This is a genomic window from Zoogloea sp. LCSB751 (genome assembly GCF_002028455.1).
Classification (GTDB): Bacteria; Pseudomonadota; Gammaproteobacteria; order Burkholderiales; family Rhodocyclaceae; genus Zoogloea.
The window spans coordinates 42,042-64,634 of record NZ_MWUM01000003.1 but is presented as its reverse complement, the minus strand read 5'-3'; the positions used below and the strand labels follow the sequence as shown (position 1 = coordinate 64,634).

19 protein-coding genes and 3 tRNA genes are annotated in these 22,593 nt (G+C 62.6%); 15 read left to right on the top strand and 7 right to left on the bottom strand.

The window, feature by feature from the left end; translation table 11 throughout:
- Position 1: 1 nt before the first annotated feature.
- From B4920_RS04830 to B4920_RS04805, 6 genes are read left to right on the top strand one after another with little or no spacing between them, the layout of a single operon-like run.
- Positions 2-1,132 (top strand): MlaE family lipid ABC transporter permease subunit, encoded by a 1,131-nt coding sequence (locus tag B4920_RS04830; protein ID WP_079433489.1) that lies wholly within the window; start codon positions 2-4, stop codon positions 1,130-1,132.
- Positions 1,129-1,905: an ABC transporter ATP-binding protein gene (locus B4920_RS04825; RefSeq protein WP_079433488.1), complete on the top strand. Its 777-nt coding sequence runs from the start codon at positions 1,129-1,131 to the stop codon at positions 1,903-1,905. Before B4920_RS04830 ends, B4920_RS04825 begins: the two co-directional genes overlap by 4 nt.
- Positions 1,905-2,855 (top strand): MlaD family protein, encoded by a 951-nt coding sequence (locus B4920_RS04820; RefSeq protein WP_079433487.1) that lies wholly within the window; start codon positions 1,905-1,907, stop codon positions 2,853-2,855. The genes B4920_RS04825 and B4920_RS04820 overlap by 1 nt, the downstream gene beginning before the upstream one ends.
- 47 nt (positions 2,856-2,902) lie before the next feature.
- Positions 2,903-3,538 (top strand): ABC-type transport auxiliary lipoprotein family protein, encoded by a 636-nt coding sequence (locus tag B4920_RS04815; RefSeq protein WP_161493240.1) that lies wholly within the window; start codon positions 2,903-2,905, stop codon positions 3,536-3,538.
- A gap of 56 nt (positions 3,539-3,594) precedes the next feature.
- A complete protein-coding gene (locus tag B4920_RS04810; protein ID WP_079433485.1) occupies positions 3,595-4,395 on the top strand; it encodes an enoyl-CoA hydratase in 801 nt (266 codons plus the stop codon).
- 17 nt (positions 4,396-4,412) lie between these two features.
- Positions 4,413-5,210, top strand: a complete 798-nt coding sequence (locus B4920_RS04805; RefSeq protein WP_079433687.1) for a TatD family hydrolase — start codon at positions 4,413-4,415, stop codon at positions 5,208-5,210.
- On the opposite strand, the gene B4920_RS04800 is transcribed toward B4920_RS04805, so the two are convergent.
- Positions 5,188-5,778 carry a TetR/AcrR family transcriptional regulator gene (locus B4920_RS04800; RefSeq protein WP_079433484.1) on the bottom strand — a complete coding sequence of 197 codons (591 nt, stop codon included), beginning with the start codon at positions 5,776-5,778 and terminating at the stop codon, positions 5,188-5,190. The genes B4920_RS04805 and B4920_RS04800 overlap by 23 nt on opposite strands.
- A gap of 230 nt (positions 5,779-6,008) precedes the next feature.
- Between B4920_RS04800 and B4920_RS04795 the strand changes: the two genes are divergently transcribed.
- The 5 genes from B4920_RS04795 (at position 6,009) to B4920_RS04775 (ending at position 12,354) form a co-directional block, all read left to right on the top strand.
- Positions 6,009-6,758, top strand: coding sequence for an electron transfer flavoprotein subunit beta/FixA family protein (locus B4920_RS04795; RefSeq protein ID WP_079433483.1), 750 nt, complete (start codon positions 6,009-6,011; stop codon positions 6,756-6,758).
- A complete protein-coding gene (locus B4920_RS04790; protein WP_079433482.1) occupies positions 6,758-7,699 on the top strand; it encodes an electron transfer flavoprotein subunit alpha/FixB family protein in 942 nt (313 codons plus the stop codon). Before B4920_RS04795 ends, B4920_RS04790 begins: the two co-directional genes overlap by 1 nt.
- A gap of 26 nt (positions 7,700-7,725) precedes the next feature.
- A complete protein-coding gene (locus tag B4920_RS04785) occupies positions 7,726-8,391 on the top strand; it encodes an energy-coupling factor ABC transporter permease (RefSeq protein ID WP_079433481.1) in 666 nt (221 codons plus the stop codon).
- A 61-nt stretch (positions 8,392-8,452) separates the two neighbouring features.
- Positions 8,453-10,249 carry an acyl-CoA dehydrogenase gene (locus tag B4920_RS04780; RefSeq protein WP_079433480.1) on the top strand — a complete coding sequence of 599 codons (1,797 nt, stop codon included), beginning with the start codon at positions 8,453-8,455 and terminating at the stop codon, positions 10,247-10,249.
- Between the two features lie 287 nt (positions 10,250-10,536).
- On the top strand, positions 10,537-12,354 hold the full coding sequence (locus B4920_RS04775; RefSeq protein WP_079433479.1) for a bifunctional diguanylate cyclase/phosphodiesterase: 1,818 nt from the start codon (positions 10,537-10,539) through the stop codon (positions 12,352-12,354).
- Here B4920_RS04775 and B4920_RS04770 read toward each other — a convergent pair.
- The 5 genes from B4920_RS04770 to B4920_RS04750 form a co-directional block, all read right to left on the bottom strand.
- Positions 12,351-15,749, bottom strand: coding sequence for an EAL domain-containing protein (locus tag B4920_RS04770; protein WP_161493239.1), 3,399 nt, complete (start codon positions 15,747-15,749; stop codon positions 12,351-12,353). The two genes, B4920_RS04775 and B4920_RS04770, sit on opposite strands and share 4 nt — an antisense overlap.
- 216 nt (positions 15,750-15,965) lie before the next feature.
- The gene (locus B4920_RS04765; RefSeq protein ID WP_079433477.1) at positions 15,966-16,313 is read right to left on the bottom strand and encodes a hypothetical protein; all 348 of its coding nucleotides are present in this window, start codon (positions 16,311-16,313) and stop codon (positions 15,966-15,968) included.
- A 137-nt stretch (positions 16,314-16,450) separates the two neighbouring features.
- A tRNA-Leu gene (locus B4920_RS04760) sits at positions 16,451-16,535 on the bottom strand.
- Positions 16,536-16,693: 158 nt separating this feature from the next.
- Positions 16,694-16,778: transfer RNA gene (locus B4920_RS04755), tRNA-Leu, on the bottom strand.
- A gap of 162 nt (positions 16,779-16,940) precedes the next feature.
- A tRNA-Leu gene (locus B4920_RS04750) sits at positions 16,941-17,025 on the bottom strand.
- 39 nt (positions 17,026-17,064) lie between these two features.
- On the opposite strand from B4920_RS04750, the gene rnr reads away from it, so the two are divergent.
- Genes rnr through B4920_RS04735 form a run of 3 tightly spaced genes read left to right on the top strand, consistent with a single transcriptional unit; the run spans position 17,065 to position 21,000 of the window.
- On the top strand, positions 17,065-19,578 hold the full coding sequence (gene rnr / locus B4920_RS04745; protein WP_079433686.1) for a ribonuclease R: 2,514 nt from the start codon (positions 17,065-17,067) through the stop codon (positions 19,576-19,578).
- Entirely contained in the window at positions 19,571-20,320 is a 750-nt protein-coding gene (gene rlmB / locus B4920_RS04740) for a 23S rRNA (guanosine(2251)-2'-O)-methyltransferase RlmB (protein WP_079433476.1), read from the top strand. The genes rnr and rlmB overlap by 8 nt, the downstream gene beginning before the upstream one ends.
- A 2-nt stretch (positions 20,321-20,322) precedes the next feature.
- The gene (locus B4920_RS04735) at positions 20,323-21,000 is read left to right on the top strand and encodes a HugZ family protein (RefSeq protein ID WP_079433475.1); all 678 of its coding nucleotides are present in this window, start codon (positions 20,323-20,325) and stop codon (positions 20,998-21,000) included.
- Between the two features lie 2 nt (positions 21,001-21,002).
- On the opposite strand, the gene B4920_RS04730 is transcribed toward B4920_RS04735, so the two are convergent.
- Positions 21,003-21,737 (bottom strand): outer membrane lipoprotein-sorting protein, encoded by a 735-nt coding sequence (locus tag B4920_RS04730; protein WP_079433474.1) that lies wholly within the window; start codon positions 21,735-21,737, stop codon positions 21,003-21,005.
- Positions 21,738-21,830: 93 nt separating this feature from the next.
- Between B4920_RS04730 and B4920_RS04725 the strand changes: the two genes are divergently transcribed.
- Positions 21,831-22,577, top strand: a complete 747-nt coding sequence (locus tag B4920_RS04725; protein ID WP_079433473.1) for an ABC transporter ATP-binding protein — start codon at positions 21,831-21,833, stop codon at positions 22,575-22,577.
- Positions 22,578-22,593: the final 16 nt, after the last annotated feature.

Here is a 22,593-nt window from a genome sequence, read left to right as displayed (position 1 = left end):
GATGCGTTCGGAACCCCGTCCGCTCCCCGCGATCCGTCTCGAACGCGACGGCGGGGCACTGCGGGCCGTGTTGTCGGGGGACTGGACGCTGCGCCTGCTGCAACCAGATCTCGGTACGCTGCGGCGCCAGCTCGATCAGATCGAGGCAGACTGCATCTGGGACCTGGACGGCGTGTCGCGGCTCGACAGTTTCGGTGCGCTGCTGTTGTGGCGTTGCTGGGGACGACGCTGTCCGCCTGGCCTCGTGCTGCCGGACCGGCTGGACTCGGTCTTTGCGCGCCTGTCCGGTCTGGGCGAAGGCGGCCTGCCCGTTGAGCCAGGGTATCGGTTCCTCGACGGTACGGAAGGCGTCGGCCGCCTCTTCTTCAAGATGCTCCGCAATGTGGTCGGCTTTGTCGCGCTGGTTGGCCAGCTCGTCATCGACTTCTTCCATCTGCTGCACGCGCGCGGCCATTGGCCCGTGCTGGAGACGTCCGCCAACTTTTACAAGGTCGGAGTCCGTGCGATGCCGGTCACGGCGCTGGTGGGTTTCCTGATCGGTGTCGTGCTGTCCTACCTGTCTGCACTGCAGTTGCGGGCCTTTGGCGCGGATGTGTTCATTGTCAACATCCTGGGGCTCGGCATCATCCGCGAGCTCGGGCCGGTGCTGGTGGCAGTGCTGGTGGCGGGCCGCTCGGGCTCGGCGATGACGGCCCAGATCGGTGTGATGCGCGTCACCGAGGAGATCGACGCGCTGGCAGCGATGGGCATCTCGCCCTACGTCCGGCTGGTGCTGCCCAAGGTGGTGGCGTTGACGCTGGCGATGGCGCCGCTGACCCTGTGGGGTTCGGCGGTGGCCTTGTTCGGCGGCATGGTGTCGGCCAACCTCCAGCTGGATCTGAGCTTCGACTATTTCTTGAATGCCTTGCCGCGGGCTGTGCCAGCGGCCAACCTGGTCATTGGCCTGAGCAAGGGGGCGGTGTTCGGGTTGCTGATTGCGCTGGTGGCCTGCTATTTCGGTCTGCGCGTGAAGCCGAACACCGAGAGCCTGTCGGCCAACACGACGGCTTCGGTGGTCACGTCGATCACCGTGGTCATCCTGGTGGATGCGGTGTTCGCCATCGCGACCCGTTCCATCGGCCTGCCGCGATGAGCGACCAACCCGTTCAGGTCCGGGGGCTGGAAACCCGCTTCGGCCAGACTTGGGTCCACCGGGGCATCGATCTTGCCGTTCCGGCCGGAGAGGTAGTGGCCCTGGTCGGTGGTTCGGGGAGCGGCAAGACCACGCTGCTGCGTCAGATGGTTGGTCTGCTGCGGCCGACTGCCGGGGAGGTGAGCCTGTTCGGCGAGCCGCTGTTTGCGGGTTCCCGTGCCGAGCAGTTGGATCGCCGGCGCCGCTTCGGCATGCTGTTCCAGCACGGGGCGCTGTTTTCTGCGCTCAACGTGTTCGCCAATGTGGCTTTCCCGTTGCGGGAAATCGGTATCACCGACGAGGCGATGCTGCAGGATCTGGTGCGACTCAAGCTGGCAATGGTGGAGCTCGAGGCCGACGTGGCGCTACGCATGCCGGCCGAGCTGTCGGGGGGCATGGTCAAGCGGGTAGCGCTGGCGCGGGCCCTGGCCCTCGAGCCCGAGCTGCTGCTGCTCGACGAGCCGACGGCGGGCCTCGATCCGGATCGCAGCAGTGGCTTCGTGCGGCTCATTCGGGCCTTGCACCAGGCGCTTGGACTCACCGTGGTGCTGGTGACCCACGATCTGGATACCCTGGCTGCATTGGCCAGCCGCGTCGCGGTGCTGGCGGAGGGGCGTATACTGGCTTTCGGCCCGCTTGACGAGATAATGAACGTGCAGGACCCTTTCATTGAGCGTTTTTTCCATAGTGATCGCGCCCTGGCTGCCTTGGCGCGCGGACGGGGTATCGGCTGATGGAGAGTCGGGCCCACGCCATTGCCGCCGGTCTGTTCGTGATCCTGCTCAGCGCGGGTATCGTCCTGTCCCTGTGGTGGTTTTCCGACAAGCGGGAGGTCACCCGCGATGTCGTGCTGGTGACCTCCGGCAGCGTTAACGGCTTGAATCCCCAGTCCACCGTGCGTTACCGCGGCATTGTTGCCGGCAAGGTAGCGGACATCGCCCTCGATCCGGCAAATCCGAAAGACCTGCTGGTCAAGGTGCGGATTCGCAGTGACCTGCCGATCACCCGCGGTACGCGGGCGCGCATGGCCAATCAGGGGGTGACAGGGTTGGCCTACATCGCCCTCGATGATGCCGGCGACAAGCCTGAACCGCTGCAGGGGGAGGGGGGAGGGCTGCCGCGAATTCGTCTGGCCCCCGGCCTGATGGAGGAGGTGGCCGATGCTTCGGTGCAGACCCTCAGGCGCGTGCAGGAAATCGTCGACCGGCTGGCGGTGCTGACCCGCCAGGACAATCTTGTACATATCGAGAAGACCCTAGCCAATCTGGAGTCTTCCAGCCAGGGGCTGGACCGGACGTTGAAGGAGGCGCCGAAGACGCTGGCTGCCGTGCGTCAGGTGTTCAGCAAGGAGAACCTGGCACGCATCGACCGCTCCCTGGCCAATCTCGAACGCCTGAGCGCCGAGGCCGCGCCGATGGCCAGCGAGGGCCGCGCGCTGCTGGTCAGGCTGCAGAACGTGACGGAGCGGGTCGACGGTGTTGTCGGGGCGACCGGAGAAGGCTTTGCCACCAGCACACTGCCGCGCTTGAACGTGTTGCTGCAGGAGCTCACCACCACGTCGCGGCAGCTGTCCGATCTGCTCGACGAACTCGACAACTCGCCGCAGCTCCTGTTGCTGGGGCGCGGCAAACCGGCGCCGGGGCCAGGTGAGGCGGGTTTTCATAGCCGGCCCGTGCCGCGGTAAGGTCGGGATTGCCAACGATCCGTCCACTGTTGCCAGATTCGATGCGTATGCCCTCTCATCTTCGGTCTCTGCTGCCGGCGCTCCTGGCCCTGGGCTTGGCTGCATGCGGCAGCCTGCCCAAGGCCGCGCCAAACTACTCGGTGCACGATTTCGGTCCGCTCGATTCGGCGGCGTTGCGTCCTCTCGGTTTTCCGATCCGCAGTGCCGAGGTGGTGCCGGCGCCCTGGCTGGCCTCGACGGCGATGCAGTATCGCCTCGCCTACGCGCAGCCGACCCGGCGCCAGTTCTATCTTGAAAGCCGCTGGGCGGCGCAGCCCGGGCAGCTCGTTGAGCTGGCGGTGAAGCGTTCGATGAAGACCAGCGAGACGGCTGTCTCCTCCAGTGGCTGCCGGTTGCGGGTGGATCTGGACGAGTTTGTGCAGGTTTTCGACGAGGAGGGGCGCAGTCGCGGCATTGTCGAAGCCCGGGCGGCGCTACTGGCGCCGCGCACGGATCAGCTCATTGCGACGCGGGGATTCGCCGTTGCACGCCCGGCGCCGACCCCGGACGCTGTTGGTGGCGTGATGGCCTTGCGGGAGGGTGTGCTGCAGCTCAACCGCGAACTGCTCGACTGGCTGGAGGCGATCGACAGGGAAGGGGCGACGCGGCCCGGCGGTGGCGTCCGTACCCGCTGTTCAGCTTGAAGTTCGACCGGCAGGAACGTGCCGGCTTATCACATGAAGACCGAGGAGGAGAGCCCATGAATGCTGTTGCCGAAACCCTTACCGATCCCTTGCTGCTGCGCGAAGACGCGGACGGCGTCGTAACGCTGACGCTGAACCGGCCGGGCCAGTTCAATGCGCTGTCGCAGCCGATGCTGGAGGCCTTGCTGACGGAGCTGACCGGTATTGCAGCCAACTCTTCGGTGCGGGTGGTGGTGCTCGCCGGAGCCGGCAAGGCCTTCTGTGCCGGGCACGACCTGAAGGAAATGCGCGGCAACTACACCAAGTCCTTCCAGCAGGCCCTGTTCCGCCTGTGTGGCAAGGTGATGATGCAGATCGTGAACATGCCCCAGCCGGTGATCGCCCGCGTGCATGGCATTGCCACCGCCGCCGGTTGCCAGCTGGTGTCCATGTGCGATCTGGCGGTGGCGTCCGACGTGGCGCGCTTTGCGGTGTCCGGCATCAACGTCGGGCTGTTCTGTGCCACGCCGAGCGTCGGTCTGTCCCGCAACATGGGGCGCAAGGAAGCTTTCGAGATGCTGGTGACCGGTGATTTCATCGATGCCGCCGAGGCGAAGCGGCATGGTCTGGTCAATCGCGTCGTGCCCATCGAGACGCTGGACGAGGAGGTGGCAAAGCTCACCGCGTCGATCTGCGCCAAGTCGCCGGTGGCCATTTCGATGGGTAAGCAGATGTTCTATTCGCAGCTCGAGATGGGACTGGATGCGGCCTACCAGCAGGCGGCCGAGGTGATGGCCTGCAACATGATGTGCGAGGACGCCGCCGAAGGCATCGACGCCTTCATGGCCAAGCGCAAGCCGGTGTGGACCGGCAGGTAGATGCGGATCGCTGCCGCGTGCTGATCGATACTCACTGCCACCTGGATGCGTCGGAGTTCGACGCGGATCGGTGTGCCGTCGTCGATACGGCCCGGGCGGCCGGGGTTGGTGGTTTTCTGGTGCCGGCAGTCGAGGTGGCCAATTTCGCGGCGGTCGCCGACCTCGCAGCCCGACTGCCGGACTGTCGTTACGCCCTTGGGATTCATCCCATGTACGTGGCTGGGGCGCTGGAGTCCGACCTGGATCTTTTGCGTGAAGGCCTGTTGCGAGGCGGCGCGGCGGCGGTCGGTGAAATCGGTCTGGATGGCTTCATTCCGGACGGCGACCTGCCGCGGCAGACTGCGTTCTTCCTGGCTCAGCTCAAGCTCGCGCGGGAGTTCGACCTGCCGGTCGTGCTGCACATCCGGCGCGCGCAGGACCCGATCCTGAAATGTCTGCGGCAGGTTCCCGTACGGGGCGGCGTCGCCCATGCCTTCAACGGCAGCCGGCAGCAGGCCGAGGCCTTCATCAAGCTGGGGTTCAAGCTGGGCTTCGGTGGTGCCATGACGTACACAGGTTCGCGACGGATCCGGGAGCTGGCGGCTACATTGCCGCTTTCGGCCATCGTGCTGGAGACCGATGCGCCGGACATCCCACCGGCCTGGTGCGCCGGAGGACGCAACGATCCGGCCAACCTGCTGCGCTTTGCGCAGGAGCTGGCGGTGCTGCGCGGGATTGATGTGAATGCCGTGATCGTCGCAACGGGGGATAATGCGGCCGAAGCGATTCCTGCCCTGGCCGACCTGCCCGGGTTCAGGTCTGGGGGGGCGTCGTAGTCGGGCGGTTGCAGGCGATGAGCTGGCGGATGTCGTCCTTCATGCGGGCGATGTCGCCGTCGAACTTCTCGCAGTTCATCATCGACACGCCAAAGACGTAGGCATACAGCAGCATGCTGCGGGTGGACGCTTCGTGCATCGGCATGCCGGAGGCCAGGAATAGTTCGCGCGCGCAACGCAGGCGCCAGGCGTCCACTTCTTCGACGATCAGTGCGGCGGTCGCATCGCGGCGCGCCCATTCGCGCATCGCCAGCTCGATGAGGATGCCCTTGCGGTTGCGGCTGGCGCTATAGACGTCGATGACATGAAAGATCTGTGCTTCTTCGTCGCCGGTCGGCCTGGTCTGCTTGACGATGTCGCGGATGCGCCCGTCCTTCCAGGTCTCGAGGACACCGGAGAGCAGGTCCTGGCGATCCTTGAAGTGCCAGTAGAAGCTGCCCTTGGTGACATGCAGGCGCTTGGCCAGCACTTCGACGCGTACACCGGTGACGCCTTCGTCGGCGAGCGTGTCGAGGGCGGCCTGGATCCAGGCGTCACGGTCAAGCTGGAGGCGGGGCGGTTTTTCCATACGGTGTAGTATTGACGGGTACAGTTCCCATACGCTACCGTACGGAAAGTGACAAAGCAAGGTGCCTGTGAGAAGCTGGCGGCTTTGCTGGTCCGTCTCCGTGTCGGCACCGGATTGCCGGCGGATGCGGCGGTCGGAGAACAGGTTTGCCGACGGGAGGTCGAATCATCGATGCCCGCGGCAGATCCAGAATATGGTGGAGAACCTCTACAAATGGAAGGAGCGCAGCATTGAAGATTCTGGTGCCCGTTAAACGCGTGGTCGACTACAACGTCAAGGTGCGCGTGAAGAGTGACGGATCCGGCGTGGATATCGCCAACGTCAAGATGTCCATGAACCCGTTCGACGAAATCGCGGTCGAAGAAGCTGTGCGCCTGAAGGAAGCCGGCGTGGCGACCGAGGTGGTGGCCGTCTCCTGCGGCGTCGGCGCCTGCCAGGAAACCCTGCGCACCGCGATGGCGATCGGTGCCGACCGCGGCATTCTCGTCGAAACCGATGCCGAACTGCAGCCGCTGGCCGTGGCCAAACTGCTGAAGGCGATTGTCGACAAGGAGCAGCCCCAGTTGGTGATCTGCGGCAAGCAGGCCATCGACGACGACGCCAACCAGACCGGCCAGATGCTGTCCGCGCTGAAGGGCTGGCCGCAGGCCACCTTTGCGTCCAAGGTGACGATGGGCGAGGGCAAGGCCAGCGTGACCCGTGAAATCGACGGCGGTCTGGAGACCCTCGAAATCTCCCTGCCGGCGGTGGTGACCACCGATCTGCGCCTGAACGAGCCGCGTTATGCGACGCTGCCGAACATCATGAAGGCCAAAAAGAAGCCGCTGGAAACCGTCAAGCCGGCCGATCTGGGGGTGGATGTAACGCCCCGTGTGACGACCCTCAAGGTCGTCGAGCCGGCCAAGCGCAGCGCCGGCGTGATCGTGGCTGACGTGGCTCAGCTGGTGGAAAAACTCAAGAACGAAGCGAAGGTGCTGTAATGACGATTCTGGTTATTGCCGAGCACGACAATGCGTCCCTGAAGGGCGCAACCCTCAACACCATCAGTGCTGCTGCCAAGCTGGGCAGTGACGTTGCCGTGCTGGTCGCCGGCTCCGCTGCGGCGGCGGTCGTCGAGGCTGCCTCCAAGGTGGCTGGCGTCGCAAAGGTGCTGGTGGCGGACTCGACGGCCTTTGCCGATCAGGCCGCCGAGAATCTGGCTGCCCAGGTCATCGCCGTGGTCCAGGCTTCTGCCGGCGCCGTCACCCATGTGCTGGCGCCTGCCACCACCTTTGGCAAGAACGTGCTGCCGCGCGTCGCCGCGCTGCTCGACGTGGCGCAGATCTCCGAGATCGTGGCGATCGAGTCGGCCGATACCTTCGTGCGTCCGATCTACGCCGGCAATGCGCTGGCCACCGTCAAGTCGGCTGATCCGGTGAAGGTCATCACCGTGCGCACCACCGCCTTCGAGGCGGCGGGCGAGGGTGGCCCGGCTGCTGTCGAGAATGTGGCTCCGGTTGCCGATCTGGGGCTGTCCAAGCTGGTGGGCCGTGAGCTGACCAAGTCTGCGCGTCCCGAACTGGGCGCCGCCAAGATCATCGTGTCCGGTGGTCGTGGCGTGGGCAGCGGTGAGAACTACCACAAGCTGCTGGAGCCCTTGGCCGACAAGCTCGGCGCCGCCCTCGGCGCGTCCCGTGCCGCGGTCGATGCGGGCTTCGTGCCCAACGACTACCAGGTCGGCCAGACTGGCAAGATCGTCGCGCCGCAGCTCTACCTGGCGGTCGGTATCTCCGGTGCCATCCAGCACCTGGCCGGCATGAAGGACTCCAAGGTGATCGTCGCGATCAACAAGGACCCCGAAGCGCCGATCTTCCAGGTGGCCGACTATGGCCTCGTCGCCGACCTCTTCGAGGCGGTGCCGCAACTGACTTCCGCCGTCTGAGGACGACCGGATCCGGGGCTGGCTGAATGAACTTCGCGCCCGACCTCTTCTCTGCAGGCTGGCACATCTTTGCCTGTCTTTGCGGACTGGGGGGCGGAGCGTGGGTGATCCGGACCGCCCCATGGCGGCGCATGCTGGACGGGCATCAGTTGAATGCCCTGGCAGGCGCCGCTGTCATTCTCACCTTGCTGTGGAGCCTGAACGCCGGCGTGTATCCCGGCCTCAATCTCCACATTCTCGGGGCGATGGCCACGACTCTGATCTTTGGGCCGCAACTTGCCCTCGTCGTGCTGGCCCTGGCGCTGACCGGCGTGACGCTGAACGGCAGCATCGAGTGGTCCGCCATTCCCATCAATTTCCTGGCCATGGGCATCGTGCCGGTGGCGCTGGGTTCGCTGTACTTCCGTCTCGTGGAGCGCTGGCTACCCAAGCATTTCTTTGTGTACATCTTCATCAATGCCTTCATAGGCGCCGCAGTGATCGTCCTGGTTCAGGGGGTGATCGCTTCGTTGATGCTGTTTTCAGCTGGCGCCTATTCGGCTGACAAACTGCTGTCCGAGTATCTGCCCTTCTTCCTTCTGCTGGGTTTTGCCGAGGCCTGGCTGTCGGGCATGGCTCTGACGCTGATGGTGATCTATCGCCCGGAGTGGGTTGCCAGTTTCGATGATCGCCACTATCTGATGAACAAATAGCAGTGCCCTGGCCGTGTGGCCGCCAAAAACCAGATAACAACACCGTGTGGAGAAAAGAACGATGAGCAGCTACAACGCACCGATTCGCGACATGCAATTCGTCATGAAGGAACTGGCCGGCCTCGATGCTGTGTCAGCCCTGCCGGGCTGCGAGGAAGCGACCGCCGATGTGGTGGACGCGATCCTGGAGGAAGCCAACAAGTTCGCCAGCGGTGTGCTGGCCCCGCTCAACTGGAGCGGCGATCAGGAAGGTGCCCGCTGGGACAACGGCGAGGTGCGTACGGCTGCCGGCTGGAAGGACGCCTACAAGCAGTTCGCCGAGGCCGGCTGGACGGCGCTGGCCTGCGAGCCCGAGTACGGTGGGCAGGGCTTGCCGAAACTGGTGTCCACTGCGGTTATGGAGATGTGGAAGTCCGCCAACATGGCGTTCTCCCTGTGCCCGATGCTTACCACTGGTGCCATCGAGTCCATCAAGCTGCGCGGGACCGACGAGCAGAAGGCGGCCTATCTGCCCAAGATGGTGAGCGGCGAATGGACCGGCACCATGAACCTCACCGAACCTCAGGCCGGTTCCGACCTGGCAGCGGTACGCACCCGCGCGGTGCCGCAGGGTGATGGCACCTACAAGATTTTCGGTCAGAAGATCTTCATCACCTACGGTGAGCATGACATGACCGACAACATCATCCACTTGGTGCTGGCCCGTCTGCCGGATGCGCCGGAGGGCGTGAAGGGTATCTCACTGTTCGTCGTGCCGAAGTTCCTGCTCAAAGCAGACGGTACGCCGGGCGACCGCAATGACGTACATTGCGTGTCCATTGAGCACAAGCTGGGCATTCACGCCAGTCCGACGGCGGTGCTGGCCTTCGGTGACAAGGGCGGTGCCATCGGTACCTTGGTCGGCGAGGCCAATCGCGGTCTCGAATACATGTTCATCATGATGAACGAGGCCCGTTTCGCGGTCGGCATGGAAGGCCTGGCCCTGTCCGAGCGGGCCTATCAGCAGGCTCTCGCCTACGCCAAGGATCGTGTCCAGGGTACCGAGGCCGGCGTGCGCGGCGGCCCGAAGGTCAGCATCATCCATCACGCCGATGTGCGTCGCATGCTGCTGAGCATGAAGTCGCAGATCGAAGCCCAGCGTGCCTTGGCCTATGTGGTCGGGGCGGCAACCGACCACGCCCACTATCATCCCGACGAGGCGGTGCGGGCCCAGAACCAGGCTTTCGTGGATTTGATGATCCCGGTGGTGAAGGGCTGGCTCACGGAGAGCGCCATCGAGATCACGTCTACCGGCGTGCAGGTGCATGGCGGTATGGGCTTCATCGAGGAAACCGGGGCAGCCCAGCATTTCCGCGATGCCCGCATTACGGCGATCTATGAAGGCACGACGGCGATCCAGGCGAACGACCTGATCGGTCGCAAGATCGCGCGTGAGAGCGGCCTGACCGCCAAGGGGGTGGTTGCCGAGATGCGCAAGGTCGAGGCCCAGTTGGCTGAGGCATCCGGTGAGGAATTCGCGGCGATCCGCAACGCTCTGTCCGCCGGTATCGGCGCGGTGGAGGAGGCGGTGGCCTACATCGTGGCGACTTACGGCAACGACATCAAGGCGGCATCGGTGGGATCGGTTCCGTTCCTGAAGCTGCTCGGTATCGTGGCCGGGGGCTGGCAATTGGCGCGTGGCGCGCTGGTGTCGGCCCGTCGTCTGGCGGAAGGGGCGGGGGATGCTGCGTTCTACCAGGCCAAGATCACCACCGCGCGTTTCTACGCGGATCATGTCTTGTCCCAGGCCTCCGGACTGGCCTATGCCGTGGTGAATGGTGCTGCTGGGGCGCTTGCTTTGGACGAGGCACAGTTCTGATCCTCGAGTATTGACGTTGTTGCATTCTTGCCTGCAAGGCCGCCTCCTGTTGGGGGCGGCTTTTTTGTTTGTGGCTCCATCCCCTGGCATACCTCCTGGTATCGACGCCGGTTGTCGAGGAAAACCCTTTCAATTGAATGGCATGGATTCTGCGGCCGGGTGGTGGCCGAATGCGCTGTGCCTGTCTTCGTTCTGTAATATTTGATGCGCAGTATCCGGGTTCTCCGTGTTCCCGGTGAGCCGGTCCGGGGGGGCCAGGTGCGCCTCCAGGGCCGGCTCCGCAATTCATGAGCCCTACACCGTCCTCCTCCAGCCTCCTGCCACGTCGTGCGGCGTCTCTCTTCAACGGTCAGCTGCAGCAGCCGACGACCGTGCGCCAGCTGGTGCGCACGATGGAGGCCTTGTCCGTGCGTGCATCGTGTCAATGTGCGCTTGATCGATTCTTCGTGGATGCCGGCTTGTACGCCTTGCCCGTCGTGGATGAGCATGCCCACCCGGTGGCGCTGCTGGATCGCAAGTCCTTCGTCGAGTTTTTTGGGCGCCCTTACATCAGGGAACTGTTCGGCCGCCGCAGCATTGTCGACTTACTCGCGTACGAGCAATACGACAGTACCGCGCCGTTGGTCGTGGATGAAGGCAGTACCGTGGAGGATGCGGCACGGATGATCATCGATGCGGGCATGCAGCACATGGTGACGGGCTTTGTGGTCAGCCGGCAAGGGCGCTACGTGGGTATTGCCAATGGCCATGATCTGCTCGACACCATTACCCAGCGCAAGCAGGCCGAGCTGTATTACCTTGCCCATTACGATGCGTTGACCGGGATTCCCAATCGCGCGCTGCTGGCTGATCGCCTTGAGCAGGCCTGCCTGGAAGCAGATCGCAAGGGCAGCCTGGTCGCCCTGTTGTTCATCGACGTCGATCGCTTCAAGCAGATCAATGACTCCCTCGGCCATAGTGCCGGAGATGAGGTTCTGCGCCGTATCGTGGCCCGTCTGAAGGCTTCAGCCCGTCAGGTGGATACCGTGGCCCGCCTGGCTGGTGACGAGTTCGTGGTGTTGATGGAGGATCTTTCGAATCCCGGGCAGGCCGAACTGGTGGCAGACCGGATCGTGGCCTCGATGCAGGAGCCGATCGAGATGCTTGGTCATTCGTTGGTGGCCACGGTCAGCATTGGCAGCGCGATCTATCCACGGGACGATGATCAGATCCACAACCTGCTGACCAAGGCCGATGCCGCCATGTATGAGGCGAAATCGGCTGGCCGCAATGGCTTTTGCTCGTACACGCCGGAGATGCACACCTACAATCCGGCCAGCATGTCGCTCGAAAGCGAACTGCGGAAAGCCATTGAGCGGGACGAACTGGTGCTGTTTTTCCAGCCCCAGGTCGATCTGGCGAGTGGCAAGGTTCGCGGGGTTGAGGCACTGGTGCGCTGGCGCCATCCGCAGCGAGGCTTGATTCCCCCCATGCAGTTCATCCCGGTGGCCGAGGAAAGCGGGCTGATCGTCCAACTTGGGGAATGGGTGGTGCGGCAGGCGCTCGCCCAGCTCCGTGCCTGGCAGGCGCAGGGGCTGGAGCCCTTGCCGGTGGCGGTCAATATTTCGGCCTTGCAGCTGCGCCAGAAGGGGTTCGTGGGTTTTCTGATGGCCCAGCTCGCGGAGTGTGTGATTGACCCCGGCTTGCTTGAGCTCGAACTGACTGAGACGGTATTGATGAAGGACGTGGAGGAGGTGCTGCGTACCCTCAACGAGATCAAGGCGCTCGGCATCCGTCTGGCCATCGACGATTTCGGCACCGGCTTTTCGAGTCTCAGCTACCTGCGCCGCTTTCCGATCGATCGTTTGAAAATCGACCAGTCCTTCGTGCGCGACATCGACAACACGCCGGTCAATGAGTCCATTGCCCGAGCTATCGTGGCCCTGGCCAACAGCCTGTCGCTGGAGATCGTGGCGGAAGGAATCGAAAAAACCGCCGAGGTGGCGGTGTTGCGGCAGATGAATTGCCAGGAGGGGCAGGGCTATCTGTTTTCCAGGCCTATCGAAGCGGAGCGCTTTCCGGCCTGGCTGGCGGCACATGGCGCCCTCCAGCTGGCTGCGGCTTAAATACCCTCGCCGTGCTGGCCCCGGATGACCCAGTCTTCGAACTCCACGACTGGCATGGGTTTGCCGAACAGATAACCCTGGCCATGGTTGCAGCCGATGCTGCGCAGGAATTTGAGCTGTTCCACGGTTTCGATACCCTCGGCGGTGATTTCGAAACCGAGGGTCTGTCCGAGGCCGACGATAGCCCGGGTGATGGCCACGTCGTTTTCGTCGTGGGGCAGGTCGGAGACGAAGGCACGGTCCACTTTCAGGTTATTGACCGGCAGGACCTTCAGGTAGGCAAGGGAGGAGTAGCCGGTTCCGAAGTCATCGACCGCCGTCGTCACGCCGAGATCCTGGATCGCGTGGATCACCTGGCGGGCATGTTCGGGATTCTCCATGATCAGGCTCTCGGTGACTTCCACCTCTAGGACCTCGGGGGGCAGCGCGTAGCGGGCCAGCGCACAGGCCAGAGCATCCACGTAGTCGCTGCGTTCGATCTGCAGGGCGGCCACGTTGATGGCGATACGGCCCGTCTCAAGTCCGGCCTCCCGCCACAGGCGAATCTGCGCGCAGACGGTGTCGAGCACCAGTTCGCCGATCGGGATGATCAGTGCGGTGCGTTCTGCCAGCGGGATGAACTCGGCCGGCGATACCATGCCCCGTTCGGGATCCCGCCAGCGCAGCAGTGCCTCGGCCCCGCTGATGCGACCGCTCTTCAGGTCGAGCTTGGGCTGGTACCAGAGTTCGAATTCCTTCTGTTCAAGTGCTCGCCGCAGTGCGCGCTCCCGGGTCAGCCGGTCCTGGGCCCGACGGGTCATTTCTGCCTGGTAGAAGCGGTAGCTGTTGCGCCCGCCTTCCTTTGCGCCATACATGGCGGTATCGGCGTTGCGTACGAGTTCTTCCGGTGTGCTTCCATCGTTAGGCGCGATGGCGATACCGATGCTGGCCGTGACGAGGGCAGCATTGCCATCCAGGTCGAAGGGCTCCTGCAGGGCCTGGAGGATCTTCTTGACGACAGCGATGGCGTCGGTGTCCTGTCCGAGGTCGCTGAGGATCACGGCGAATTCATCGCCTCCGAGACGGGAGACTGTGTCCTCGACGCGCAGGCAACACTTGAAACGCTCTGCCGCGTGCTGGAGCAGGCGATCGCCAACCGGGTGGCCCAGGCTGTCGTTCACCGTCTTGAAACCGTCCAGATCCAGGATCAGTACGGCCAGTTGCCGGTCGTAGCGGATCGCGCGATCCAGGTCGTGCTGAAGGTGGTGGTGGAACAGGGTTCGGTTGGGCAGGTCGGTCAGCGGGTCATAATGGGCCAGGCGTTCCAGTTCGGCTTGGGAATGCTTGATCGCCGATATGTCCGAGAAGACTGCCACGTAGTTCACGTGGCGTCCGTCGTTGTCGGTGACGGCATTGATGGTGAGCCATTCGGGGTAGAGCGCTCCGTTCTTGCGGCGGTTCCAGATCTCGCCGCGCCAGATTCCCGTGGTGCGGAGGGTGTGCCACATGGCCCGATAAAAGTCGGTTCCCTGGCGGTCGGAGCGTAGCAGGCGAGGTGTCTGACCGACCGCTTCGTCAGCGCTGTAACCGGTGATGTCCGTGAATGCCCGGTTCACCGACAGGATGGTGCTACGGGCATCGGTGATCATCACCGCATCGGCAGTATTGGCCATGACGACGCCGGCAAGGCGTAGTTGTTCGGTAGTCTGCTTGATTTCCGTAATGTCGGTGGAAATGCCCAGGATCGCTTGCGGCTGCCCATCGGTGCCGGGTAACGGGCATTTTGTCGTCAGGTAGATGCGTCGCTGTCCATGGTCGTCCAGGTGCTCCTCGAAGCGCATGGCGCTTCCGCGGGCCAGCACGGCCAGATCATTGTTGCGATGCTGCAGCGCCAGTGAGGGCGGTTGGAAGCGCTCCCGCGGCATGCCCTTCATGGTGTTCAGCGAATAACCGACGGCTGTCTCGAAACAACGGTTCGACCACTGGAGAGTGCCGTCCTTGTCGAAGACGTAAATCAGTGACGGTGCGTGATCGACGATCGTCTGCAACAGGGCCTGTTGTTGTCCTAGCGCTTCTTCGGTGGCCTTGCGCTTGGAGATATCCCTGGCCACCGCGTAGATCATGGGTTTCTCACTGAGCCGGATGACACAGAGCGTGACTTCGGCCGGGAAGCTCCGGCCATCCCGGCGCTGGTGAATCCACTCGAAGCGATGCAGTCCTTCCCGGAGTGTGATGTCGAGTATCTCCCGGGCTTTCTCCGTGGAACTGCGGCCGTCGGACTGCCGTTCGGGGGAGAGCAGGTCGGGGGTCAGGCCTTTGAACTGCCCGTGATCGGCAAAGCCAAAGACAGCCAGCGCCGCATCGTTGCAGTCGGTACAGCGGCCGTCGCCATCGACGATCCACGCTGCGTCCGGGGAGTGCTCGAACAGGGTGCGAAAGCGGGCCTCGCTTTGGGCAAGGGAGGCCTGAGCTTCCTGCCGTTCGGCAATTTCCAGGGACAGGCTGTGGTTACGCTGTCTGATGAGGCGATTGCGCCGCATCAACTGGGCAATGAAGAAGAGCACCAGGACGGTGTTGGCAACCGAGATCAGGAACAAGGGCGACCCGGTTGGCGATTGATTTGGCCAGTCGTCGCGCGGTATCGCGGAAAGTTGCCAGATGCCGCCAGGGATCGTGATGGAAAGACTGACGGGATGCTGGTTGAGGATTGCGGCATCGCCCCAGATGACGTCACCGGCGCTCCCTAGACCGTCCTTCCCGCGGAGTGTCAGCCGAAGGGAGGTGTTATCGACTATGCCGCTGGCCTTGATGAGGCTGTCCAGGTCGGTGACGATGGACATCGTTCCCCAGTAACGTTGTTCGCCTTTGAGGGTCTGGGTGAAGATCGGTTGTCGGTAGACCAGCCCGATACCGCCCTGGATGAGCTTGACTGGGCCTGCCAGAAGAGCCCTGCTGCTTTCGCGGGCACGTCGGATGGCCGCGTATTGTTCGGGAATCTTGCTGAGGTCGGTTCCCAGGGCCTTCTCGTTGTTTTCCAACGGATGGACTTTGCGGATCACATCGTCGGGAACAAGGGCGATACTGCGGATATGGGGTGCCGAGGCAATGGCCATCCGGGCCATGCCCGAAAAATGGACGTCGGAGATACTGCCATCGATACTCAGGATGTGAGAAATGCCTTCCGCCGTGCCAAACGTGCTGCGGACCTGGCCTTCTAGCATGGCGCTGATGCGGGCCAGTTCGGTCATTGCCTTGGTGCGGGCATCGCTCGCCTGGCGTTCGGAATCCAGATGACCGAGCAGGATTGAGAGGAAAAGACCGCCCATGCCCACGGCAAACAGCAGCAAATAGGTAGTGGGTGCGTGCTGGTTCCTGAACCAGCGTAGCACTGCCTTGCCACTCGAAATGTCGGCCATGCTCCCTCGGCGTCCGGTTGTGTGCCGGGCGGATATCGATAACAGGTTGGGGTCGTTGTGCAGGTATTCAGGCTCCGCACGCACAGCTGAGAGCAAAACAGAAGCTTCAGTGGCGGCAGAGCCTAACCTCGATGCGGCATTTCCACAACCAGGCCAGGGATATCGGTGTGACGTGGTCGAACATTGCATGGCCTTGGTCGCGTGCCGCGGGAGGCCTTATCGACTCAATTCAGGAAAGCGCCATAGCCATAACCAGGCAACCAGAAGCTGCACGACGATGGTCAATGTCCAGGTCCCCGTTACGTAGCAGCAGGCGGCTGGAAGCACGACTTCGAGCAGTTGTTCGCAGAGAACGCCGAGAATGAAAAAAAACAGCGTCAGGCACGCCCACTTGGCGACAAAGCCGGGCAGGTGGTGAATGCCCATGCGGCGGTTGTAGCGGTAGTTTTGTTGTCGTTCGAGCAGGGTTCCGCGACTTACGTCCCGGAAATAGGGGAAAGGCCAAAGGTAGCGATACAGGAGACGCCAGATACCCTCCTGGCGCTCGAGAGGAGTCCTGTCCATCTTTGCTCTCCCGTGCGGCGCATCTGTGACAGTGTCGGCCGCATTAGTGTGCGCTGCTTTGCCAATGGATGGAAGGCATGTCGTGGCGGACCGGAAAAACAAAAGAGCCGGTCAATTGACCGGCTCTTCGGAATTTTTGGTGCCCAGAAGAGGACTCGAACCTCCACGCCTCGCGGCACTAGTACCTGAAACTAGCGCGTCTACCAATTTCGCCATCTGGGCAACGAAGGACGCCATTATAGGCAATATTTTTTGTATTGCAAGTTTTTTTTGACGATCTTGAGTGCTTTGCCCCTCTTTGTCTTCGCCGGTCGCAGCGGGCAAAAACTTGGCGGGGGCAAACAAAAGAGCCGGTCAATTGACCGGCTCTTCGGAATTTTTGGTGCCCAGAAGAGGACTCGAACCTCCACGCCTCGCGGCACTAGTACCTGAAACTAGCGCGTCTACCAATTTCGCCATCTGGGCAACGAAAGCGCTATTATAGAACAAGTTGAACCCAATGCAAGTCATTCAAGAGAACTTTCCTGCAGTGAGAAACGAGCCGAGCCCGCTTTCAGCCTGTTGCAGCGCCTTGCGCTTTGAACAAACAAACAAAAAGCCAGTCAAACTGACTGGCTTTTGTAAATGTGGTGCCCAGAAGAGGACTCGAACCTCCACGCCTCGCGGCACTAGTACCTGAAACTAGCGCGTCTACCAATTTCGCCATCTGGGCAACGATCTGAAAATTATAGAGTAGAAATTATCCGTGTCAATATCAAAATCAAAAAACACTAAAAAACTTAGCAAGCTGCGCCGCAGTGACCCTTTCTTCGAGCGCGAGTGCCAGAAGTACGATTTCCCGCTTCCTAGCCGGGAATTCATCATGCAGACGCTCGTCGAGCATGGTGTTCCGTTGGCGTTTCCCGACCTTGCGACTGCGCTGGATATCCTGCCGGTGGAACTCGAATTCTTCGAGCGTCGCATGTTCGCGATGGAGCGGGACGGTCAGGTCATGCGCAACCGGCGTGGCGCCTATCTGCTGCCTTCGAAGGCAGACCTGATCCGTGGAACCGTGCAGGGGCATCCGGACGGTTACGGTTTTGTTGTAACGGACGAGGAAGGACCTGACGTCTTCCTCAGTCCGAATGAGATGCGGGAGGTCCTGCACGGGGATCGGGTGATGGTTCGCCTGGCCGGCGTCGATCGGCGCGGACGTCCAGAGGGCAAGATCGTCGAGGTTCTGGAGCGCGCCAATACGCGCATTGTCGGCCGGGTCCTGGTCGAGAATGGGGTGACCCTGGTGGTGCCGGAGAACCGGCGCATCGCGCAGGAAGTATTGCTGGCCCCCGGCGGCAAGACGAAGGTGGTGGCCGGGCAGGTGGTTGTGGTTGAGCTTGTCGAGCAGCCTACCCGCTATGCCCAGCCGATCGGCAAGGTGGTCGAGGTGCTCGGCAACTATGCCGATCCGGGCATGGAGATCGAGATCGCCCTGCGCAAGCACGAGCTGCCTTTCGAGTTCTCGAAGGAGGCCAAGGAGCAGACCCGGCGCTTGCCCGCGAAGGTGCGCAAGATGGACTGGAAGGGCAGGGAAGACCTGACGGCGCTGCCCCTGGTGACCATCGATGGAGAGACTGCACGAGACTTCGATGACGCCGTCTACTGTGAAAAACAGGGGCGAGGCTTCCGCCTGGTGGTGGCGATCGCCGACGTGTCCCATTACGTGACGGTCGGCTCCGCGTTGGATGGCGAAGCCTACGAGCGAGGCAACTCGGTCTACTTCCCGCGTCGGGTGATTCCGATGTTGCCGGAGAAGCTGTCCAATGGGCTCTGTTCGCTCAATCCCCAGGTTGAGCGCCTGTGCATGGTGTGCGACATGGCGATCTCCCAGACCGGGGTGATCAAGCAGTACCGTTTCTATCCGGCGGTGATGTTCTCTAAAGCCCGTCTGACCTATAACCAGGTGGCGGCGGCGCTCTACGAGCAAGATCCGGCAGCCATTGAGGGCGTCGGCGAACTGTTGCCGCACCTCCAGAACCTGGACAAGTTGTTCCGGGTGTTGCTGAAGGCGCGAGCCAAGCGGGGGGCGATCGACTTCGAGACCCAGGAAACCCGGATGGTCTTCGACGACAACGGCAAGATCGAGAAGATCGTTCCGGAGAGCCGGAACGATGCGCACCGCCTGATTGAAGAGTGCATGCTGGCGGCCAACGTGTGTGCGTCGGAATTCCTGAGCGCTCATGAGCATCCGGCCCTGTACCGGGTCCACGAGGGGCCGACGGCCGAGAAGCTGACCAAGCTGAGAGACTTTCTCGGTGAATTCGGGTTGCAGCTGGGTGGTGGCGAGGAGCCCCGGGCTGCCGATTACGCCAAGCTGCTCGGCAGCATCCAGGATCGTCCCGACCTGCAGTTGCTGCAGACGGTGATGTTGCGCTCCTTGCGTCAGGCGGTATACAGCCCCGACAACGTGGGTCACTTCGGGCTGGCTTACGAGGCCTATACCCATTTCACGTCACCGATCCGCCGCTATCCGGATCTGCTCGTTCACCGGGCGATCAAGGCGGTGCTGACGGGCGGGCAATACACGCCGGCCCAGGAGGCAGGTGCCTGGGACGAGATCGGTCTGCATTGCTCGATGACCGAGAGGCGCGCCGACGAAGCCGATCGGGACGTGGAGAACTGGCTCAAGTGTTACTACATGCAGGACCGCATCGGCGAGGAGTTCGACGGCAGTGTCTCGGCAGTGGTACCTTTCGGCCTCTTCGTGGCCCTCGATGACGTATTTGTCGAAGGTCTCGTGCATATCTCCGATTTGGGCAGTGATTACTTCCACTTCGACGAGGCGCATCACGCGCTGGTCGGGGAGCGGACCGGCGAGCGCTATCGCCTGTCCGACCGGGTGCGGGTCCAGCTGGTTAGGGTGAGCATGGAGGCCAGCAAGATCGACTTCCGGTTGATCCAGGGGCCGCAGCGGGCGACGGAGCGGGTCGGCAAGACGGAACGTGAGCGAACGGCAGTGGCTGCTGCCGCGGCGGGCGAGGTCCCGACGGCTCCGCCGAAGTCCCGCCGGCGTACGGTCAAGGGCGAGAAGCCTGTTGCTACCGAGGCGCGCTCCATCGAGTCGACCACAACTGCCCGCCCGAAGAAGAGTCCGACCCGGGCCAAGGAAGCGGCGGCATCCAAGCCCCTCAAGGCCGGGGCAAGTAAGTCCTCCAAGACGACCAAGGCCGCCAAGCCGCGCAAGAGCGCCAGTGGCGGCGCCAAGAAGAAAGCGAAAGTTCGTGTCTGATCAGTCCAATTCCCGCCTCATTTACGGTTTTCATGCCGTGCTGGCCAAGCTCCGCCACGACCCCGAAGGCATCTTTGAAATCTATACCGATGTGCAGCGCAATGACGCCCGGGCGCGGGATCTTCTCCGGCACGCGGAGCAGCTTGGCATGCGTGTCATCCCGTCCGAAGGTGAGCGCCTGGACCGGATGGTGGGGACCCGGCGGCACCAGGGTGTCGTGGCCCGCATCGACTCCCGCCGCAAGGAGCTCAAGCTGCCCGACGTGCTCGACGGTCTGACCGAGCCGGCATTGCTGCTGGTGCTGGATGGCATCCAGGACCCTCACAATCTCGGCGCCTGTCTACGGGTTGCCGATGCGGCAGGGGCTCATGCGGTCATCGCGCCGAAGGACAAGGCTGTCGGCCTCAATGCTACGGCCGTGAAGGTGGCCAGTGGTGCTGCCGACACCGTGCCCTACATCACCGTAACCAATCTGGCGCGCGCCCTGCGCGAAATGCAGGAGGCAGGTGTGTGGATCCTGGGGGCCGCAGGTGAGGCCGAGAAATCCATCTACACGGTGGATCAGAAGGGGCCCATTGCCTGGGTTCTCGGCGCCGAAGGCGATGGGCTACGGCGGCTGACCCGTGACACCTGCGATGAGTTGGTGCGGATTCCCATGTACGGTACGGTTGAAAGCCTGAATGTGTCCGTTGCCAGCGGCCTCTGCCTGTTCGAGGCGCGCCGTCAGCGCACAGTGGCCTGAGCATGAAGATCGGCTATCGGGAGGCCCGCCGTCTGCTGCGTCAATGCAGTAACGGGGCTCTCGGTTCCAACTCGGTAGCCGAGCCGGGTTATCCCTATGTAACCCTGCTGCCGTACGTCCTGGATGGTGAGTGCCACCCGCTTTTCCTGCTCAGTGATCTGGCTGAACATACGCGCAATGCGCGATCCGATCCGCGGGTCAGTCTGTTGGTTGCCGATGGACGGGGAGGGCCGTTTCTGCAGGCGCGCATGACCCTTCTCGGGCGGCTGGAAATCACAGAGCCGGATGAGGCGACATGCGACCGTTTCCTGCGCTACAGCCCCGAGTCCACGGCATATCTTGCGCTTGGGGACTTCCGCTTCTATAAACTGGAGCCGATCAAGGTTCGCTTCATTGCGGGTTTTGGCCGGATGGGCTGGGGTGAGGCGGAGGCTTTGCCGATGGCCCTCAGTGGCATGGATGAGCAGGCGCTGCTGACGCGATTGGGGTCACGTGTGCCGGTTGGTGTCGAGCTCCTCGGCGTGGATTGCGAGGGGGTCGATGCTCGCGTGAGCGGCGTCTTCCGCCGCTGGGAGGTGGAGCCGCTCTCGCCGTCCCTGGACGTTCTGGAGGCGGCGGTCGGGCGAGTGCTCGATGCGCTGTCGGACTGTCTGCCGGGGCAGTCCGACACTCTGGCCTGAGTTCAATCCACCCGGTTGAGCTTGTCCATGTACTGCTTGGTGAACACCCGGTCGGGCAAGTCTTTGGGCGTCATCTGGGAGTATCGCAGGACTGAGACGTCGCCTTTTTTCAGGGCATCTTCCATGATCAGCTGGGTCGGGCGTACGCGTCCCCCCAGGCTCTGGAACTTTTCGTACCGGCAGACCTTCAGCAGGCGGTCGGACAGGGAGTAGAACTCCGCCCGATGGGGCCAATTGTTGGACTGTCGCACCCAGTACAGGACTTTGGCGTACGTGACGCCCCGGTCTACGGCGGTGAGTTCGAGCACGTACATCTTTTCCCCATCGACGGTGTCGGTCCGCAGGAGCTTGGGCTCATAGTCGCCGGAAAAGTTGGCGCGGGCCAGATCGCCGTTTGCGACCTGGCCGGTCAGGCGCTGAGCGAGAGACAGTCGGACCGGTTGCGAAACATTGGGCATGAAGACCCACAGGTCGCGTCCACGCATCAGCATGGCCTGCCCTTTGTCACTGGCCGGCTCCAGGGTCTGAACGATGGTGTTTTCGTTGCCTTTCGAAAGAATCCGGTATTTCCGTTCTTCCGCCTGTTCCCCCGGGCTGCTCGAGTTGATGTCGATCACGACCTGGAAGCCGTCGCGAGGGAAGCGCACCTCGTCGGCCTTGGATACGACGCTGCGGGCAAGGTCGGCGTCATCGGCATGGGATATTCCGCTGCCGCACAGGGCGGCGACTGCAAGCATGAGGCTTGCGTAGTGCGCCAGAGCGCGAGGAAGGCAAAATTTAAGGCTCATAATGTTATCCTTGAAAAGCAAACAACATAGACTCGCGCACCGATGCCAATTATTCGTGTTGACAACGTAAGCAAGGTATATCGACTCGGTGAGCAGGAGGTTACAGCTCTCGAGGGCGTGTCGCTGACCGTCGAGCCAGGCGTGTTCATGGCAATTGCCGGCCCTTCGGGGAGTGGGAAGTCGACGCTTCTCAATATCATGGGGTGCATAGATACACCAAGCAAGGGTACGGTGGAAATCGAGGGCAAGGATGTCTCGGGCCAGACCCCCGACGAACTTGCAGGGGTACGGGCCAGGACCATCGGCTTTATTTTCCAGACCTTTAATCTGTTGCCCGTTCTTTCCGCCGAGGAGAACATCGAATATCCACTGCTGCAGATGCCGGAAGTATCCAAGGAAGAGCGGCAGGAGCGAGTCGCCCGTTACCTATCCATGGTGGGCCTTACCAAATACGCTGGCCATCGGCCCAACCAGCTGTCCGGCGGCCAGCGTCAGCGCGTGGCCATTGCCCGGGCTCTGGTCACGCACTCTCGGGTGGTGCTGGCCGACGAGCCCACTGCCAACCTGGACCGACGTACAGGGGAGAGCATTCTCAACCTGATGCGCGACATCAATCAGAACTCGGGCACGACATTCGTTTTTTCGACCCATGACAAGCGCGTGATGAACCGTGCCGACCGTCTGGTACGCATGGAGGACGGGAAAATCACGGCGCTCGGCCTGAGGCGGGAAGGGGCGTGGCTCTTCGTGCAGGATCGTCGTACGCCCGGCGATGACCCCGATATTTGATTCATTTGATAAGAGA